The organism is Pseudoalteromonas luteoviolacea (assembly GCF_021654285.1).
GTDB lineage: Bacteria > Pseudomonadota > Gammaproteobacteria > Enterobacterales > Alteromonadaceae > Pseudoalteromonas > Pseudoalteromonas luteoviolacea_J.
Genome location: NZ_JAKFZS010000026.1, coordinates 12,198 through 30,635 on the forward strand (window position 1 = coordinate 12,198; position 18,438 = coordinate 30,635).

At 39.0% G+C, this 18,438-nt stretch carries 16 protein-coding genes; 3 read left to right on the forward strand and 13 right to left on the reverse strand.

Annotation, left to right across the window (positions count from 1 at the left end; translation table 11 throughout):
• Positions 1–198: 198 nt before the first annotated feature.
• Positions 199–1,401, forward strand: coding sequence for an endonuclease/exonuclease/phosphatase family protein (locus tag L1077_RS20525; RefSeq protein WP_237138772.1), 1,203 nt, complete (start codon positions 199–201; stop codon positions 1,399–1,401).
• A 28-nt stretch (positions 1,402–1,429) separates the two neighbouring features.
• On the opposite strand, the gene L1077_RS20530 is transcribed toward L1077_RS20525, so the two are convergent.
• The 6 genes from L1077_RS20530 to L1077_RS20555 form a co-directional block, all read right to left on the reverse strand.
• Positions 1,430–2,158, reverse strand: a complete 729-nt coding sequence (locus tag L1077_RS20530; RefSeq protein WP_237138773.1) for an alkylmercury lyase family protein — start codon at positions 2,156–2,158, stop codon at positions 1,430–1,432.
• 38 nt (positions 2,159–2,196) lie between these two features.
• Positions 2,197–3,291 (reverse strand): serine hydrolase domain-containing protein, encoded by a 1,095-nt coding sequence (locus tag L1077_RS20535; RefSeq protein ID WP_237138774.1) that lies wholly within the window; start codon positions 3,289–3,291, stop codon positions 2,197–2,199.
• Between the two features lie 146 nt (positions 3,292–3,437).
• Complete coding sequence (locus tag L1077_RS20540) at positions 3,438–3,947, reverse strand: ClbS/DfsB family four-helix bundle protein (protein WP_237138775.1); 510 nt, start codon at positions 3,945–3,947, stop codon at positions 3,438–3,440.
• Between the two features lie 84 nt (positions 3,948–4,031).
• Positions 4,032–4,379, reverse strand: a complete 348-nt coding sequence (locus L1077_RS20545; protein WP_237138776.1) for an SH3 domain-containing protein — start codon at positions 4,377–4,379, stop codon at positions 4,032–4,034.
• Positions 4,380–4,409: 30 nt separating this feature from the next.
• The gene (locus L1077_RS20550; RefSeq protein ID WP_237138777.1) at positions 4,410–4,847 is read right to left on the reverse strand and encodes a hypothetical protein; all 438 of its coding nucleotides are present in this window, start codon (positions 4,845–4,847) and stop codon (positions 4,410–4,412) included.
• Between the two features lie 149 nt (positions 4,848–4,996).
• Positions 4,997–6,553: a hypothetical protein gene (locus tag L1077_RS20555; RefSeq protein ID WP_237138778.1), complete on the reverse strand. Its 1,557-nt coding sequence runs from the start codon at positions 6,551–6,553 to the stop codon at positions 4,997–4,999.
• A gap of 199 nt (positions 6,554–6,752) precedes the next feature.
• On the opposite strand from L1077_RS20555, the gene L1077_RS20560 reads away from it, so the two are divergent.
• Positions 6,753–8,849, forward strand: a complete 2,097-nt coding sequence (locus L1077_RS20560; protein WP_237138779.1) for a winged helix-turn-helix domain-containing protein — start codon at positions 6,753–6,755, stop codon at positions 8,847–8,849.
• A gap of 165 nt (positions 8,850–9,014) precedes the next feature.
• Here the strand turns inward: L1077_RS20560 and L1077_RS20565 are convergent, their stop codons facing one another.
• The 3 genes from L1077_RS20565 to L1077_RS20575 form a co-directional block, all read right to left on the reverse strand.
• Positions 9,015–9,803 (reverse strand): YwqG family protein, encoded by a 789-nt coding sequence (locus L1077_RS20565; RefSeq protein WP_237138780.1) that lies wholly within the window; start codon positions 9,801–9,803, stop codon positions 9,015–9,017.
• A gap of 92 nt (positions 9,804–9,895) precedes the next feature.
• Positions 9,896–10,297 carry a hypothetical protein gene (locus tag L1077_RS20570; protein ID WP_237138781.1) on the reverse strand — a complete coding sequence of 134 codons (402 nt, stop codon included), beginning with the start codon at positions 10,295–10,297 and terminating at the stop codon, positions 9,896–9,898.
• A gap of 84 nt (positions 10,298–10,381) precedes the next feature.
• On the reverse strand, positions 10,382–10,825 hold the full coding sequence (locus L1077_RS20575) for a hypothetical protein (protein WP_237138782.1): 444 nt from the start codon (positions 10,823–10,825) through the stop codon (positions 10,382–10,384).
• A 994-nt stretch (positions 10,826–11,819) separates the two neighbouring features.
• Here L1077_RS20575 and L1077_RS20580 point away from each other — a divergent pair.
• A complete protein-coding gene (locus tag L1077_RS20580; RefSeq protein WP_237138783.1) occupies positions 11,820–12,350 on the forward strand; it encodes a hypothetical protein in 531 nt (176 codons plus the stop codon).
• A gap of 483 nt (positions 12,351–12,833) precedes the next feature.
• Here the strand turns inward: L1077_RS20580 and L1077_RS20585 are convergent, their stop codons facing one another.
• From L1077_RS20585 to L1077_RS20600, 4 genes are all read right to left on the reverse strand, one after another.
• Entirely contained in the window at positions 12,834–13,796 is a 963-nt protein-coding gene (locus L1077_RS20585) for a transposase (protein ID WP_237138784.1), read from the reverse strand.
• Positions 13,797–14,329: 533 nt separating this feature from the next.
• Positions 14,330–14,764: a hypothetical protein gene (locus L1077_RS20590; protein ID WP_237138785.1), complete on the reverse strand. Its 435-nt coding sequence runs from the start codon at positions 14,762–14,764 to the stop codon at positions 14,330–14,332.
• A 601-nt stretch (positions 14,765–15,365) separates the two neighbouring features.
• Positions 15,366–16,352, reverse strand: coding sequence for a hypothetical protein (locus L1077_RS20595; RefSeq protein WP_237138786.1), 987 nt, complete (start codon positions 16,350–16,352; stop codon positions 15,366–15,368).
• A 911-nt stretch (positions 16,353–17,263) separates the two neighbouring features.
• Positions 17,264–17,863, reverse strand: coding sequence for a hypothetical protein (locus tag L1077_RS20600; RefSeq protein ID WP_237138787.1), 600 nt, complete (start codon positions 17,861–17,863; stop codon positions 17,264–17,266).
• Positions 17,864–18,438: the final 575 nt, after the last annotated feature.

The following is an 18,438-nucleotide window of genomic DNA, read 5'->3' on the forward strand; positions in this document are numbered from 1 at the left end:
CGCAGTTTTTAGGTTAAATACAAGTTCTTTTGTAACTCTAAGTACCCATAATAAAAACTATCAGCATATTCATTGTTTGTGAAGTATCTACAGAATTATTCTCAAAAAATAAAAACCAAATAATTAACATACTTTTAAACCCTCTTTGAACAACAAACAGGTAGACTATCGTCAATTGCATTTTGTATTAGGTTAATAATGAAACCATCACTAGTATCTATCGCCTTAGCTGCTACTTTGCTAGGCACAGGCTGTCAACAAACATCAACTCAAACAACTGACGCAGCCGCTTATAACGACACCACGATACGTGTTGCTACGTTTAACGTAAGTATGGAAGCAACTAACTATCAAGCTGACAAAGCGTTAGATGTTTCTGGTAATGTATTAACTAAGGCACTAAAAAGCGGTGAAATAAAGCAAATCAATAATATTGCCGAGATCATTCAACGCACACGCCCAGACATTATCCTTTTAAATGAATTTGACTATATTGCCAACCCAGAGCAAGGTATTAACTTATTTAAAAGTAAATACTTAGAGGTGTCTCAAAATGGTTTTGAACCAATTTCTTATCCTCATGTATATTTAGCACCTGTCAATACGGGCGTTAAAACACCTTTGACTGGCAAAGACAGCAAACTCACTCATTATGGATTTGGCAAATATCCGGGCCAATACGGCATGGTGCTACTATCAAAGTTCCCAATAGACGCTGATCAAGTGCGTACTTTTCAAAACTTTCTATGGAAAGATATGCCAAACAACATGATGCCAACTACCAAAGATGGGAAGAGCTGGTATGCACAATCTGAGCGTGACATCATGCGACTTTCTTCAAAGTCTCATTGGGATATTCCAGTTCAGATCTGTAACCAGCAGCTAAACGTACTTGCTAGCCACCCGACGCCACCTGTTTTTGATGGGCCTGAGGACAGAAATGGTAAAAGAAACCATGATGAACTAAGGCTTTGGAAAGACTATATTTCTGCAACTGGTCACAACTACATTTACGATGACGCAGGTGTAACTGGCGGTTTCAGCGGTTCATCTTTTGTGATTGTCGGTGATTTAAATGCCAGTGACGTCGATGGTGATGGCCACCCTAATGCCATCAAGCAGCTCCTCACACACAGCCGAGTAAACAACTTAGCCACGCCTAAATCAGAAGGTGGAAGGTTAAACAAACCGCACAATGCAAATGCAGTGGCACATACTGCACATTGGGGAATGCGTGCTGATTACGTGCTGCCATCTAGCGATTTAAATGTCATTAATGGCGGTGTATTTTGGCCAGCGCAACACGAGTCTGGTGCAGAATTAGTGGCAAATAGAGCCGCTTCTTCGGATCACAGATTAGTGTGGGTTGATATTCTCTTGCCAAATACTTGTGTAAAATAATTGCATACGAGCAGGCTAATAAGCCTGCTCAAAACCTGCCTCCTTCCGATGGTAATTTCCAAACAGAATGTGTAAGTCCAAAACGCTCAAATATCTCTGTCGCTTCTTGCACAGTCCACTTTACCCAATCAGGGCTCAAGTGTCGCCCGTACCAGGCTTTTGAAAACGCCCAAACCTGCTCAATTGGCTGAACATCGCCCTTATGCATATTGTGTCTTTCACACCATGCATCAATGTCAGATTCGGACTCAAACATCAGCATAGTACTGCAAGTGTAAATTACATTATCCCACGCTTTCTTCATGGGAATAGGAAAATGAACATACAAGTGCTTGTTTGCAATTCTTCCATTTATGATTTCAATCACAACCTGTTTTGACTCGCCACCCAGCGTAGTTGTTATGGTCAAGTTTCGATCTAACAGTGCTGCTGCCCCCAAAGCACACCAAGCGCAATTTCCCCACCAGCCCTTATCATCAGACTTAATCCAAAAATTTGTCGGTGCAGCAGAAAACGGATGCATCACCCAGACTTCATTCGATACTGGGTGCAAAACAACACCATGCTCCGCTTGTAATAACTTTAGCGCCTTAATAATACAATCTTCATTGAGTCCAAATAAAACGCTCAGCTTGTCTATACTCGGCGCTTTTGCATGCTCAATAAAGTGTTTCATTACCTCATAGTGCAGTCGTGATTGAGTTAATACCATTGATATTTCATCGTTTAATTCGTTTAAAGAAAACTTAGCTGCCATACCTAGGTATTGCAAAACAACCACATCTCACAGCGGTTTTAATAAATGTCACTAAATTGCGTTTCAAATCCAGAGTAAACAAGCGCTTTAAGCTTGGCAAACTCAATACCCTTAGTATAATTGCTCATCAAAATCAGTAACTCATCTGTTTTCATATTTCTGATAATAAAAGCGTTTGAGCCAAGTACATCATTTGAGTGAGAGACTATTTCAGGGCGGCGCTTATCAATAACCCAACCAAAGCCATAATATTCGATTGAGCCATCATTGAGTATTGCTGGGGAAAATGCCTCATTTAACAACGAAGGCGGCAGTAACTTATTAGTGTTTAGGCCTTCATGCCATTTTAAGAGATCAACAGCGGTTGAATACACGGAGCCACTGCCAGTTACGCCATCAATATGAACCTGACTATTTTGCTTAAGGCCAGACTGCCCATAGACTCTATTTTTAAACTCAACGTTTTTTGATAATTCTGTGAATATATGTGTGTTATGCATATTGAGCGGTGCAAAAATATGCTGCTTAGCAAACTCTTCTAAAGACTGTTCAGATACGCTCTCAACGATATGCGCCAGCATCACATAATCAGTATTGCTAACCTTATACTGACTGCCTGGAATAAACGCCAAGTTTGGCGTAAATTGGATAAACATTGACATTATATCTTCATTGGTAAGCAGCTGGTTTGAGGTCGATTTATCTATCACCCCCTCATAGTTAACGATACCCGAAGTATGTGTTAGCAAATGCCTTGTTGTTACTTCAGAATAAGGGAAATGAGGTAAGTACATCTGGATCGGTTTATCGTAATCCAGCTTGCCTTGATACCTAAGTATCATGATAGCCATTGCAGTAAATTGCTTTGACAATAAACCCAAATTAAAAGCTGAACTTTCAGTTATTAATTGGTTAGATTGTGGGTGGATCTGCCCCACAACTTTGTGAAAAAGCACTTGTCCTTGACGGGAGAACAAAACGCTACCACTAAACTCCCCCTCTTTGCCCAGCATATCTATTTGCTGAGTGAGCGCCCTAGCTTTTAAAGACTCATCTAAGGTTGAAAACTTAGCAACAGATGTAAAACTGCATAAAATTAATATAATGTATAATAAAGCCACGTTTGTTTTCATAACGTTATCCTTGTTACTCTAACTAACATCTAATTCGATAAACTAACTTATACCCGAGCTAATTGTTTGCTGTTCCGGTTAGATTTACTGTACTAAATAGTTAAATCAAAATAGGTTTTGTCACATGCTCTCTTTGATATATCCTGTTAGCAATATTGGCGCTTAAACCGGCGTATTTTTGTCCGTGTACTCATCATTGGCGAAGCCGTATTTAATTGGATCATACGTCCTAGTGTCCACTTTTCATACCAAGGTACTTCATACAATTCATGGTTATTTGAGTTTAAGATCAGTGCTCGAATATCTGTGACACACACCTCAAGCTCAGCAAGCAAGTCTTCGTACTCCCAATCAGCATATGTTTGATGAAAGTGCTCTGCCAGTAACCCTAATTGATTCCATTTAAATCCGCGTTCAGGGAAATCCACAGGCTGCGCTTGTTGCTTTAAGTGATACCACTTTAAAACAAGATTCCCCCACCCCAATAAATAAGCCAAGGTATCGCATACGCTGACAACGGAGCCTTTGACGTTCCCTTGTACACCTAGAACTCGAGACTTACTGGCAGATATCGAGCGATAATCTGCCATTAATTTAGGGAAAATCGTGTCAATGGCAGACAACAGCTCTTCTTTATTTGAAGCAATTCTAGACATCGCATTTCCTTGCTGTCGTTATTAAAATGAAGTGGGTAAGCCTAAAACTTCAAATACCATTGCAACAAACCCAAGAATTCACACTCATTTTGGCGCTGTTTTTACCGTATTAACTGGCACCCAGCCTTTTTCTCCCGCACCTCTTGTCACCCTATACCACGCATTTAATTCAAAGAGCACGGTCAACCTTTCACCAACTGTGGTGTTTAACTCATTATTATCATAATCCTGCAACAGTATCCCCTCAGTTGCCACAGAGCCCCTCTCAATATACTGGGTTGGCGCCCACCCTTGTTGGCCTGATTTTGTTTTGACAAATACCCAATTTGGAAATTCATCATCCATATTGCCGAGTGTAACTTGTTCGCCTGGTTTTAAAAAAAAGGGTTCTGGAAACTCAGAGACATGTGCCTCTATAACAACTACTTTCATATCTATCTTATTAACTTAAAAATTTTACATTTAGCTACTCGCTGCTTGAGCAGGTTCATTTTCTGAAGATGAGTCTTTTTCTGCAAATTGCTCATATCCTTTGCCTGCAACTGGTGGGGTATTAATCAAATTTACTGTCGCGATATGTTCAATTCTAAAAACCAACTCACCTGAGGTCTCTTTGCTGTCATAATCATGAATTAAGTCATCATTACCCCAATACTTAACCTTAGACATTAAAATAAAGCCTGAGCCAATTTCATTGCTTGAAATAGACTCGTAAAGAGGTTTAGATACCTCTCCATAGTAATAATAGGACTCTATTTCGCCATCTTCTTCTGGCACATTAAACTGCGCAAATACCCAAACCCGCTCAGCATCGTTCAACTTTTTAAGCGCAGAAAACTCATCTAATGGACTGCAGCCAAGTATTGTTAGCATTAATATGGTTAAAAATAAAAACTTCATACGATCTCCAATTCGACTTTATAAAAATTATTCCTGAATTTATTATACAAACCGAATTTAGAAAATAACTAGGCAAATATTAATTATTTAATGTGGAATTCATAGTTATTCTTATTTTAAAGCAACAGTTCATAAATCTTATCAATGGGCTAGCGAGCATAAAGGCGATTTATTAACACATGGTTTTTTGGACAACTTAAATTAACTAGCTCTGTGAACTCATCTTTCGAGAGCACTCGGCCATGATGCGACGACACAAAATGTTCCGCCTGAATACCAAGCTCTTTAAGCCTCTCATTTAAAACCTGCGCCCGATAATATACATCTCGACTTGGCCAACTATTAGGTGAATGAAACCCAGTCTCCAAGCTACTGCCAAACATATCCTCCGCAAATACTACCTTTTGTTTTGGTAAATACACAACCAGGTTATGATCAGCATGGCTGCTTGGGACATCAAAAACCTGTACCTGATTATTGGCTAACATCATACCGTCGTGTAGCAACGCACTATTTTTTGGTGTTAAAGGCTGCTCTAGGCTCGCTTCTACCGCCTTTTGATGTTCCGCCATCAGAAGTATTTTAGCGCCATGTGTACTGACTTCATTTAACCCCATTAAATGATCGTCATGGTGATGCGTCACAATAAATTGAGACACTGGCTTATGAGTACCCAGATACTGATCTAACTTGTTTAACCTGTGCTGCCAGGTAAACGTATCCTTATTCATTTGCCATGAGCCTACTGAGATATAAGACGTGCCAATATCAACAAATAAAGTAAAGCCCCACCCTTGGCCGACTAAAAATACACCCTTTGCAACTTCATTTACGCTCGCCTGTGCAAAATCTAAAAACGTGTCGTTGTCGCTAAGTTTGTAGCCATCAGGTTTTAGTACTAAGGGGACAATTGAAGCACTCTGTGTGACAACGCGCTCTGTCACATGCAAGGTGGGTTTATGCTCTTGACTTACAATAGTTTGACTCGCCCATGTAAGCCCCTGATCATTGTGTGTATGACCCAAAAAGTCATAACGCGTCGCTATTTCGTTTTTTTTCGTTATCAAACGCGACAACAGACCAGAAGCTGAGCCGATATAAGCTGTTTTACGCACTTGATTAATCGTCCAATTAAGTACCGTATGAGCGTGCCCTTGAATATAGGAAACCCCGCCACTGCTCACATCTGCGCGGTTGTCACTGAGCTCCTTAATAATTAGCGTGTCTACACTCTGCTCCATATTTGGAGCCACAGAGTCCCAACTCATTCTGGTGCTGGGCTGATATGTTTGCATGCAGTGATCTATCTTCATGCCTTTGCCGTTTAGATAACGTCTATCAAGCGTGACTAATGAGTGATAGCCATAATTACCAATTAGATTCTCATCACTGCGTTTAAACGATTTACTTTTGGCAGCAAAGTCAATTTCAAGTTGCTGCTTATACCTATGTAACACCAGACTATGCGAGCCCTCTTCAACATGACCGCTTTGCCCTTGCATGTAACGATATAGCGACTCCTCCACCTTTAATTGTTTGAGTTTTGAAATTGTGTCAGTGCCATAGACTTCAGCAGCGCGCGTAATTGCTTTAATGGCAGCCTCATCTGCGTAAGCAGAGCCACTTTGAAGCACCACGAGTGCACAAAGTAAAGCTCGACAGTCATGTGCCTTTGACCACGTTTTTCGTATGAAATAGATACGCATAATATTTCCCTTCCTATGTAATGACATTTGCGCCATTACTGTGCTTTAAAGCCCGAAAAGCACAACAAAGGCACACTGAGGAATTCATGATGAATAGCTGATATCTATAATTTACAATAGGTTATATAATATTTTGATACTCGACAGCCTCTGATTAACTGCATATACTCGAGCATACTTCGAGCCGTAAAATAAGATTATGTCCCCAACGCAGCGTTTTTATATTCAAGAACATCTCATCGATTTATCTCGTTCTGAAATCTCTTATGCAGAGCAAAGTACCAAGGTAGAACCCAAAATTTTACAGGTACTGCTTTTACTCGCACAAAACGCGCCTGAAGTGGTTAGCCACCAACAAATCATGGATGAAGTTTGGAAAGGCAGTGAAGTTGTCCCAAATGCCTTACAGCGGTGTATTGCACGGCTAAGAAAAGTACTTGGGGATGATGCAAAATCGCCACATATCATTGCGACACATCCCAAAATAGGTTATCGGCTCATGGTAGATGTGCAATGGCTGCCCGAAAATAAAACTAAATTCGCCGCCATGCAAAGCTCGCTGAGTCTCAAACAGGCTCTATATTTTGGGCTGCCGTGTGTTTTGATTATTATGCTTGGCTTAGTGACATGGTGGCATACGCAATCCGAACCTTTAAAGGTGACTTCTTTTAAACAGCTCACTTATACAGATGCCTTTGAGAGTGAGGTGACCTATAGTCCCGATGGACAATACATCGTATTTAATCGCCATACGCACTCATGCCAAAGCCATATCTGGGCTAAAAACCTACAAACAGGTATTGAAAAACAGCTAAGTGTAGAGCCCGGCTTTTACCGCGATACACGCTTCACACCGGGTGGGCGTAACATACTTTATACAAAGCAACGCCATTGTGACCAAAGCAAAACGACACAACACGAACCGTTACAGGCTAACTGCTGGCAAATCAATATGCTGAATTTTGCTACCGCCTTAAATACGCCGCAAGTTGCGACTGTGCCCTATCAGTGCCAAGCCAACTCGATAACACGACCCGTGGCGCTGCCAAACCACCAATATGCATTTTTAAGCCGCCAAGGTAACACGCAGACCTTAATTAAGTTCAATGCACTGGCACAGCACTCGAATACCCTATTTAACTTGGCAGAAAATTCAGTTTATATGTATGACTATGACCCAGTGCATGCTCAATATGCAGTGCTTTCCTTTAATCAAGAAAACCAGCATATGCTGAGCATACTCAGTAAGCATGGCGAACTCTTGCAACAAAACGAAATAGATACAAGCAATCAACAGCTGCAAGTAAGCCACTTTTCTATCCGTTTTTCAGGTCATGGCAATGCATTGTTGGCAGTCTCACATGGTAAGCTTTATCACTTAACACTGGATGGCAAAGTGACTGCGTATCAAACTGCAATCAATGATATTGTGAGTGCGCAATCTCATCCTTTGACTTCAAACATCATCGCCATCAAAGGCAATAAAGATACTGATATTGCACTCATCCCTTTAAGTGGTGAGCTCGAAGTCAAAACAGAGCGCGTAATAAACCAAAGCGTGCAACCATATCCAAGCTTTGCGCGCTCTAAAAGCCGAGAAAAGTATGCGCGATTTCAACCAAATGGTGAGCTGATTGCCTTTATCTCTGCTCGCAGTGGACAAGATCAGATATGGCTCTGGGACGGCGTACAAGAAAAGCAACTGACACATTTTTCGCAGCACAGCAAAATAGAGCAGTTTAGCTGGTCTCCAGATGGTCAAAATCTGGCTGTCATTCATAAAACCCAGCTCTACATGGTTAATTTGAATGGAGAAACTCGCATCATTGAAGCGCCAGCACCACTAGTGGATGTACTAAACTGGCACCCTCAATCAGGGGTTTTTGTCACGGCATCACAGCCCTCTGCCCATACACTTTGGCAACTGGACCTAGACAAGCAAACTTTTACAGCCCACTCAGTTGACGATGTTCAATCAGTCTGGCTCAGTGATCATGCCCTCTATATCAGTGACTTTGATGGGCAAGTTTTTGAGCAAATGCTTAACACTGAGAGCACTGAATACCAGCGAATGCCGACACTGAATGGCCACAGCTTAGTGTTATACAAACAACACTTTTATAGCTATGACATGAAATCAGGTTACTTAACGAAATACGACTTAAACGGCGAATTTATTAAAAAATTGAAGCCACTAAAGCCCTTTGCATGGAAAATATCAGATATAAAAGGTGACTATGTGTTGCTAGACCAACTTATCGAGCTGAATCAAGATGTGGTAGAACTAAGCTTATAATTTTGAGTTATTTTTTGAGTTATTGAGGGAGCTCCACTTCCCAAAGTGCTTGCTTTGCTGTGGTATGCGTATTGTTTTTTGTTGGCTCAGTGCTGTGCAAGGTTATTGATGAGCCATCGTGGTTTTCGGGGGAGACTAAATTTATAAATGTGTGCCTGTCCCATTTTAGCTACATTGTAAAATCAACCAAGGCCTAGAAAAATCACAATTCTTAGCTTCGCTTTCCCTTATCCAAAAATACAGCATCCCCATATCACCCCACATTGCTTCTATTTCTTCATCAGAGTCAAATTGTAAAAGCAGCTTCCAATCGAGTAATTCACGTCGTAGCTTTTCAGCTTCCTTAGAGTTAATGCCTTCAGGGTTACCACAATAAACACCGCCACTAGCTAACTGGCAGTCTTCTTCCATTGAATCTCCTTGAATGGGGCTTGGAAAACCACCTATTTGGTGTCGAGGTTGATCGCCAAAATGTTCATCGATGAAATCATAATATTCTTCCTCATCATCTTCTGAAATCCCAAGAGATTCAAAATCCAACCTTTGAACATCAGGATAGCTAATAAAGCTTTCAGACTTAACGTATTTGATTGACGGTAGTAAGTGATCTAAATCAAAACCTGACGGCAGCTCATACGGGAATAAATCAGAATGGCCATTCTCATATAGAATTGCCCAACCCCCAATATCTTTAGGATCAAAACCCCAAGGCCACTCTTCGAGGTCATAGAAAAATAAAAGTCTACCCGTTTGAGGTAGCCAGTCTATCTCTTTTTTTGGATTGATTTCTTTTAAATCCAATTGCCCGATGAAGCCAAGAGGTTTTTCATTTTTCCGTGGCCACTCAAACTGGCCACCAACTAGCGGTTTCCCACCAAGAAAGCTCGATGTACGTTTATCAGAGCTCACTATGCGCAAACATTTTTGACCTAAAGCTAGAACTTTTTCATTCATTGTTTCAACAACTTCATTTGATGGCTAACGTATTGCACAGCGGATTTGGAGACCCAGCGACAAAATCCGCTGCTGATTTTTGCTAAGTATTTTTAGTACTCCACACCAACAACCAACATTATTGGGAACTCTCTATCCTCTTGACATACTGCCAGATAAAGTATCAATTCCTCAGTTTCCCATATAGCCGACGAAAAAGAACAAGGAACGTAAAACGGCTCTCCCTCTTCTTCGCCCTGTTCTTCTGTTTCATCATCAAACTCTTCTTCATCTAATGCGATTCTAGGCTCACCGTACCATCCAGCAAGATCAGAAGCTAAGCCCTGTAAAACAATTGTAAAATCATGAATTACGGAGTCAATTAACTCATCGTCGTGTTGTTCACTCTCTTCATCTAGTACACGGAGTTTAATTACTTCAAATTTTTCTTCACCTGAACTAATAAGGTCCTCTACGAACCGGACAATATCTTCTGATATTTCTACTTTTTCCATAATCTCTGAACTGATTGATTTATGCCTAACGTCGTTGTAACCGGTTACAAGTTTATAACTATGTGCCAGTCCCATTTGGTCTTTTTATATGTGTTGGGCAATGACATTGTCTATGGATTTGACTGCCGCCGCCCTATGTTTTGATAATTTAAAATGCTTCGGAAGATGCAGTAATGATGCCCTGTACACCCCAAACCCTTCTTCGCGACGGTCGGTGGATGCAAGATAATCCCTTATAGTAAGAGCATGCTCTTTTGACCAAGCCCAAAGTATTTTCCCTTTGACCTCAAATCTCCAATATGCGTCGTCAACCCAATCAATTTCAGTAGAGTCACTTTGATAACCACACTTTAAACACGAAACTTCGCATTTAAATGATCCGCTGACTACTTCTTGCTTATAACGAACAAGCTCATTGTTTACGTTTTTGAGATTTGGTAGTTCGCTAGCTCTTGCTTCTGCGCTGCATTTAGGGCAGGAAACAGAAAAGTATTGAGGAAAACTAAACCAATCATAAATGTGCGTCATTCTAGCTCCGAGTTTTCACAAAAATTTGTGCCTGTCCCATTTGGTCACCCTTTTTTCGGTTTTCACAAGCAACCAGCCATTATTTTTAAAGAACAAGATACGGCTGCTTGACATTAAAGATGTGTCGCACTTCGGAGTTGAATTCAGGATAAAATTAAAATTATAAAATTCATCCGACCTCCTAGTCGATTGTATAAAACTTTTCCTGAATCTATTATACAAACCGAATTAACAAAATAACCAGGAAAATATTAACACTTTAATACAGGACTGGTGATTTTATAACCCAAAATATAAAACCAAAAAAAACAGCAAGAATAACCCTGTTATTTAAAATATAGTGACACAGTAAATTTTCCCACCTAATTACAAGCCAAACAATAACTTACCATGGACACCTCGATGTATGACGCTCTTTTCTTTCTTATCAATGACCCCGGTTTTATTAAACCACCACGGCCCATTAATGTAAGCAACAAAATAATAAAAATAATTTTTAACAAACACAGAGGAAACAACATTAATTAAATAAACACTTACCAAATACATCAATTATAAATATCAACCCCACATTATACAACCAGAAAAACCTCCTATTAATAAATATTAAAACATAAAATAGAAAACCATAAAAGGCAAAGTACAATCACTTTAAAAACAGCATTGACAATGCAAAAAGAAACTTTAACAATAAAAAATATTTTTAAGGAAGATAAATAAAATGAAATTGGATAATAAAAAGCTATCATCAAGATCTTTGGGAAGACTAGTTGCTAAAGAGTTAACTGGTGGCGTATTAAAGCAAGCTAGCGGCGCATCAAAAAAATGAATTGATGGCCTCGAAATCCTATATGGATTCGAGCTTCAATGGCCTTTGGGGTGACTGCGATCCTCTACCATAGTCAGTATGCCAGAGCTATTTATTTTCTAACTTCATAATACTAAACAGCCGGAAGTAACTATTAGCTACTTCCTTCATTAGGAATACAACACTATGGACAACTTACGCAAACTTATAGCCTTATACGGCGCACTGCTCTTCTCTTCAGCTACCTTGGCTAATTGTGGGCAACTATTTTCAAGCCTAGAGGCACAACTTCACATAGATCACACAGAATTCGACCAAACGGCAAACAGGGGCTGGCGAGCACTTGCTGGGCAAAAGTGCTATGATGAGGCTGCAATTCTAATTGGTCTATATATTGAACATACAAAAACTGACAGCAGTTCTCTACAATGGCACCTACTTCAGATGCATGCCATGGCTGGAAACACTCCACAGGCAGTTAAACTAGGTCACGAGATTGTGGCAAAAGCTCCCCCGAGCCAACCGACGTTCCTCTGGAAAGAGTATGTCCAAGCGACAGTCGCATTTCTTGAGGGAGATAATCAGCAACTGCTTCGCAACCGGAACTTACTTGCCAGGCACAAACACTCTAAACCAAATGAAATGAACCTAATGGCCTTAGATAGGCTTATAGCCAATATCAAAAAGCCTTATGCAGACGCATATTTTGCGCAATAAACGAGGCTCCACTGGAGCCTTCTTCATTTTTAGTTACCCGAATAATAACAAGCGCATGAATTACCTATTTTGATATATGCGGCTGTTCCACTAGTTAGTACTGTCTTGATGACAATGTCTATGCTCTCGCACAAATTACCACCTAAACCATTGTTTAAAAAATAATTTTAAGTTCTTCATGTACGTTTTTTTGCGTTTAATAGTAAAAATGGACAGGTAGTAAAAATGGACAGGTAGTAAAAATGGACAGGCAAAGTAAAAATGGACAGGCAGGTTTTAAAAGCAAAACTAATTTAAAGTAAAAATGGACAGGCAGGTTTTAAAAGCAAAACTAATTTCGAGGTACCTTTCAAAATCATGGATTTATTCAACAAAATGTATCAAGAAACCACATACATTAGATATAGACTTCAAATAGGAATATTTTAATTTTATTAAATACGAAAAAGTTAGATTTATAAGCCTGGCTAAAACAACTTTTTACTAACCAACTCCCTTATACCAATTCACATCATTTTTAGCGGCATGTGCTTTTAACACAGTTTGCGAACCTGCAAAGTTACCGTAGTGACTTCCAAAACTTTGTATCCTATCTAGCCAAGTCGTTTCTTCAATTCTTAGTGACACTAGAATACTGGGCACATTCTTTGGTATGTATCCTTTCTTTTTCGGATGAATATATCTACCCGTCCAATCAACTAGTTCAAGGTAATCTAACAATGAAAAAGGTAAAGTGTTTTCCTGCTCTCTTGTACCAAACGGTTTTAGTGTTTGGGGTTGTTTTGTTTGGTGCGCTGCTTCATTATTTTGGAGGTGCTTTATGCGTTCTTGAATCGATGTAAAATCACTATCCTCTAGCTTGTTTGCCTCGTTCGCTCTGATTGGGTTTAAATCTACGTAAGCCATACAACTGAGCAATGCCGTTTCATCTAACAAAGCTTGTGATTTATATCGCCCCTCCCAGTACTTGCCTGTGCAGTTGTCTTCTTTGTTTGCTTCTTTTGCTATGTATTCATTGAGGTTTTTCATAAACCAGCTAATGTCATATAGCCTAGCTCGCCACTTTTCAGCTAACTCAGACACAAGTAACTGCTCTGACTCACTAAGAGCATCACCGTGAAAGTATCTATCAATGATTGGGCTACCCTTGTATAACCTATACCATCTTGATATCACTTCATTATCTGACCAATTAAGTGCTTGCTGTCTATTCACTTTAACAACCAAATGATAGTGATTACTCATAATGGCATAAGCCGCTATTTCAATGGCAAATACACTGCTTAACAGTTTTACTCTCTCCACTAACCATGTTCGTCTATGGTCAAAGTTTTTACCTGTATACTTATCATCTCCGCACAAAAAAGCACGGCGTACACACCGTGCTATTAAGTGGTAATAAGACGTCGACGACAAATCTATCAGGGCTTTCCTTGCTCTTGTCATTCCTACTTAACTCAACTTGAAACTGGATATTTAAACAGTAGTCAAGTAACTCGAATTAAGCAAAAGATTTGTGTCTGTCCTTTTTCAGTTTGTTTTTCAGTTTCAAGCTGAATCAAGATGCGGTGGAACTCTACTTATAATTTTTGTCTTATTTTTATGATTTATTGAGAGGACGATCCACTGCCAAAAGCACCCGCTTGCAGTTTCATACGCATTACTTTTTGTTGGCTCCGTTTAATGCAAGAACATTGATGAACCATAATGGCTTTCAGCTGAGACTAAATTTGTGTCTGTCCTTTTTCAGTTTTTTTCAGTTTGTCATTTCACGAGATTATTTAGTGTCATCACGAAATATCTCAAGGATCAATCTACCCTTGAAGTAAATCTCACCCCTATTCCGTCTCGACCATTACTAACATCACTTGCTACCGCAACCTCATACTCGTTTTTAAAAATCGCAACTGACTCCAAGGAGATATCAATAAATTTGTGCCTGTATTATTTTGGTCTTTTTGGCCTAGTGATTTAGTTTGTTATTTACTTCGCTTAAACATCCAAAGAGCAAACATAAATACACCAATAAAAAGAGCAGTGATGGATGATTTTCTTGAGTCGCTAATAGTCTTGCGCGGTGTTAAATAAGATTTTCCAGAGATCTTGGCTCTCACTACCTTATCATTACGACTTATATAAAGCTTCACTAGCTTACCTGTAAATGACCTAGCAACCTTTTCATTGCGGCAACCAGTAGAGTCCTTGAATGATTTGGGTAAATAGAGCACTTCGTCAGAAGTAGTTAACTGTAAACGAGCAGAATACTTTCTTGGACATTCCAAGACCCTAATTCTTCCTTCCGCGACTCGCTCAACTTTGAAAGCGTCGCTTGTATCACCGGTTAATCCTTCTATACCAAAGAACATAAATAAAAAGGAAAACAGCAATACAAATACCTGAGCTGGTTTAGTCATAATCACCTTTGTACATAACGCAAAAATTAAACGGCTAAAATCTGTGAGACACAAACAAAGCCAGCTGTTTTTTGTTCGTGTTTTTAAATTCTTCTAGCAATAAATTTGTGCCTGTCCTATTTCGGTTTTGCTATTTCGGTTTTTCGTTTCCGACTCGCATATTAAACCTAAGAACATCTCTATGGTTTCCGTACGCCATGGATACTTTATCTAGATCATTGAAATAGAAAGTAACCCAACCATTATTCATTCGTTGCTCCCAAATTCCATCAGATTTATTACTTTCGGGGTACATTTCAATTCTTCTGCGTTTTCCAAGTCCAAGAAATCTCCCCGCAGGGTCGTTGTACCAAACCGACGAAATCACACCATTGTTTTCATAGATAGCCGGCGAGTATCCGTTTGTGTTAATTCGATGCGGATTACTTTTTCATCAACCCTTTTAAGGACTTCAATAGCATCTTCGAATTTCATTCTTAATGAAATATGAGACCTATTGATTTTAATATGCCAAATCCGTTGAAACACACTAACACCTAACGCCGCGTCTAGTGGTGAGTAATAGTTGGCAAAAATACACCGAAGCGGAACGCGCCAACTCTTACGAGTCTGACTTAAATGCCTTGTTTGGCTCTTTTGTATTGTGCTTTATATGCCTCAATACCGCATCTAAAGAAAACCTCGCAAGCTCAGCTACTTGAGATGATTCCACCTCCCCCCACCCCCAGCCCTCATAGCTAATGGAGTCATTTTCAAGCTTGTATTTATCAAAGACTCCATAGCTATTAACGACCTCTTGAGATTGTTGACTAAAATCTTCATTACTTTGGATATTGTGATAAATTGCAGCAATATTGTTTCCCCACTCCCTTAAGTCGTTCAAACTAGGTACATAAACATTATTACCATGTTTATTTAAGGCTGAAATGTAATGTTCATGTTTACTTTGTGGGAAACGATCAATTAGTCGCTGTGTATAAAATAAAGCCACATCATTTTTTGATGAGAATTGATTAAAGTTATCAGACTCATCATTTAACAGTTCTATGATCCCTGAAACAACATACTCTTCAGGCCAAAGAGTCTGGAACATAGCCAAATTACGTTCTGACAATCCTCTTAAATCATCCGATGCTCGCTCACTGGAAGCTTTAAATTGAAAGACAACATGATTTATTTTAGCTATCTCATTATTTAAATTTTTACCACTTTCAATTGATACATAATGAGAATATATACCAGCGCATACCGATACTAGAATTGATCCTATAGCCCATCGGGCAGAATTATTTCCCGACACTTTTGATTGCTCAATGACACTTTTTTTTAGTTCTTGCTTTGGTGCATCAAATAAATCATGAATCAAAGGTGCATAAACTTCAGACTTTAGCTTTTCTGCTTCTTCCGCTTTTTTCTTTTGAATTAAGACTTCTTCTCTCGCTGCATCTATCTCAGATTTGAGACGCTTTATCTCTTCATCTCTTTTTAGCTTCTCTTTCTCAATAACTTCTACTTGGGCGGCAAAATCTCTGATTTTATTCGCCATATCAGTACCTTGCTCAACAATCTTTTCTAAGTTTTTTTCCATAAATACACTATATATTGCTAATTAAGCGATAATGAGCCTAACATTTTCATCTACGATAAATGTCGCATAACAGCTGCGGTTCAGATACGCACTTTATTACCTTCAAGCATAACAACAAGTTAAACAGATGTCACCAGATTGAAAACAACTTGAATACATCACTTGCAGTATAACAGTGGTGTTTGACAAATACCGAGCGATGTATATCTGTACATATAAATAAATCAAAATAGAACTTACTATTAAGTCACCATTTTTACCCATGCTCAAAGCACGTATATTGAAAAAGATATGCCACAAGTAACATTTCATGCTGCTTCTATTTGATAACCGTCTTTATATGATTTCATAATCTAATGCATCCAAAAACACTTAGAGAAGAGACGATAATGTAGTTTTTAGTTGCTCAGCCAATCAACAAAAATAGGCTAATAACACAACCCTCATCAACATTGACTAAAAGCCTATTTACTTTATGGCATTGGCTTGAGGTTGATGAAAGCCCTTAGGTTACGAGTACAGCTTAAGCGGCAAACTCATCAAAAAATTAAAACCACTTAACCCCTTCTCTTGGCAAGTATCAGATATAAAAAATAAGTATGTGTTGTTAGATCAAGTTATCTAATTGAATCAAGATGTACTGGAACTCAGCTTATAATTTTGTATGCTTTTTTCGTGTTACTAAAGACTTTCCTGTGTACTTATCCACCCCACACACAAAAAAGCACGGCGTACACACCGTGCTATCAAGTGATAATAAGACGTCGACGATAAATCTATCAGTGCGTTTCGTGCTCTTGTCATTCCTATTCAACTCAATTAAAAACTCGATATTTAAACAGTGGTCAGTAACGCAATTTAAGCAAAAAATTTGTGCGTGTCCTATTTCACTTTACTTTATTTCAATTTCGCTATTTCAACTTCGGTTCCTTAACAGGAATCTTTGTACCAATTCTATTATTATATTCTCTAATGCAGCGGTTGGGCATGCTTGAAATATTGGTGTTCCCAATAAGTGCAAGTACACGACTATAATCGCCATCATTCTCTTGAATCTCATAAACTATGGCTCTGCAGCCATTGGTATCAAAATCAATCTCATAGTTTCTATCTTTCTCAAATGATGTTGATATAAATGAACCACAAGATATGCTTGTCCCCAAACCACCAGGCCTTTTAAATATTAAAAAATTGTGTGGTTTATCCGCTTCAAATAAAAACTCTTTAGCATTCGCAGCATAGTCCCCGTAGCTCCATAATGGTATTCCAACCCTTTTTGACTTCGTAAAGTTTCCATGCATTTTTGCAAATAGTGATACTCGATTTTTTCCGTTTTCACACTCAGAGTTATCAAACCCAACAACTACAGCCTCTCCAACATGGTGGCCTGAAGCAACAAACCTAACTTTAGCTATATCCCCAACAGTAGGCTCTTCGTACTGAACTGTAGTGGTAGCACAACCAGAAACCAAAAAAGGTACAATGAAAAATTTGGTCCTTAACCTAAACATTTAAACTCCATAAAATCTAACACTTTTACTACGACAAATATCGCATAAAACAGCGATTCAGATACTCTCTTTATTAAACTTCACCATAACAATAACTCAATTAAATGTCACCGATACAGAAACAATAAAAGTACTTCGATTGTCACATAGCATTCATCACCAACAGAAATATCCGTCAGTGCTTACTGAACAAAAAATTAAAACCACTTAACCCCTTCTCTTGGCAAGTATCAGATATAAAAAATAAGTATGTGTTGTTAGATCAAGTTATCTAATTGAATCAAGATATACTGGAACTCAGCTTATAATTTTGTATGCTTTTTTCGTGTTACTAAAGACTTTCTATTTCCCAAAGCACTTGCATTTTTGTGTCGTACGCTTTGTTTTTTGTCGGCATAGCCCATTGCAAGGTAATTGACGGGCCATTCTGGCTTTCGGGTGAAGTTAATATCAGCTTAGTGCGCTCATCTAAACAATTTGCCAAGCCAACAAAGGGAAAGCCTGACACTCACAATTTGATTGAGTCCGCCTCGTATTTATAGCCCTTTAATGAACCTAGTAACTGTCGTGATAAT

Excerpts from the sequence above, each read along its gene's own strand:
- L1077_RS20525 (WP_237138772.1), top strand. The coding sequence starts at position 199 with ATGAAACCATCACTAGTATCTATCGCCTTAGCTGCTACTTTGCTAGGC.
- L1077_RS20530 (WP_237138773.1), bottom strand. The coding sequence starts at position 2,158 with ATGGCAGCTAAGTTTTCTTTAAACGAATTAAACGATGAAATATCAATG.
- L1077_RS20535 (WP_237138774.1), bottom strand. The coding sequence starts at position 3,291 with ATGAAAACAAACGTGGCTTTATTATACATTATATTAATTTTATGCAGT.
- L1077_RS20540 (WP_237138775.1), bottom strand. The coding sequence starts at position 3,947 with ATGTCTAGAATTGCTTCAAATAAAGAAGAGCTGTTGTCTGCCATTGAC.
- L1077_RS20545 (WP_237138776.1), bottom strand. The coding sequence starts at position 4,379 with ATGAAAGTAGTTGTTATAGAGGCACATGTCTCTGAGTTTCCAGAACCC.
- L1077_RS20550 (WP_237138777.1), bottom strand. The coding sequence starts at position 4,847 with ATGAAGTTTTTATTTTTAACCATATTAATGCTAACAATACTTGGCTGC.
- L1077_RS20555 (WP_237138778.1), bottom strand. The coding sequence starts at position 6,553 with ATGCGTATCTATTTCATACGAAAAACGTGGTCAAAGGCACATGACTGT.
- L1077_RS20560 (WP_237138779.1), top strand. The coding sequence starts at position 6,753 with ATGTCCCCAACGCAGCGTTTTTATATTCAAGAACATCTCATCGATTTA.
- L1077_RS20565 (WP_237138780.1), bottom strand. The coding sequence starts at position 9,803 with ATGAATGAAAAAGTTCTAGCTTTAGGTCAAAAATGTTTGCGCATAGTG.
- L1077_RS20570 (WP_237138781.1), bottom strand. The coding sequence starts at position 10,297 with ATGGAAAAAGTAGAAATATCAGAAGATATTGTCCGGTTCGTAGAGGAC.
- L1077_RS20575 (WP_237138782.1), bottom strand. The coding sequence starts at position 10,825 with ATGACGCACATTTATGATTGGTTTAGTTTTCCTCAATACTTTTCTGTT.
- L1077_RS20580 (WP_237138783.1), top strand. The coding sequence starts at position 11,820 with ATGGACAACTTACGCAAACTTATAGCCTTATACGGCGCACTGCTCTTC.
- L1077_RS20585 (WP_237138784.1), bottom strand. The coding sequence starts at position 13,796 with ATGACAAGAGCAAGGAAAGCCCTGATAGATTTGTCGTCGACGTCTTAT.
- L1077_RS20590 (WP_237138785.1), bottom strand. The coding sequence starts at position 14,764 with ATGACTAAACCAGCTCAGGTATTTGTATTGCTGTTTTCCTTTTTATTT.
- L1077_RS20595 (WP_237138786.1), bottom strand. The coding sequence starts at position 16,352 with ATGGAAAAAAACTTAGAAAAGATTGTTGAGCAAGGTACTGATATGGCG.
- L1077_RS20600 (WP_237138787.1), bottom strand. The coding sequence starts at position 17,863 with ATGTTTAGGTTAAGGACCAAATTTTTCATTGTACCTTTTTTGGTTTCT.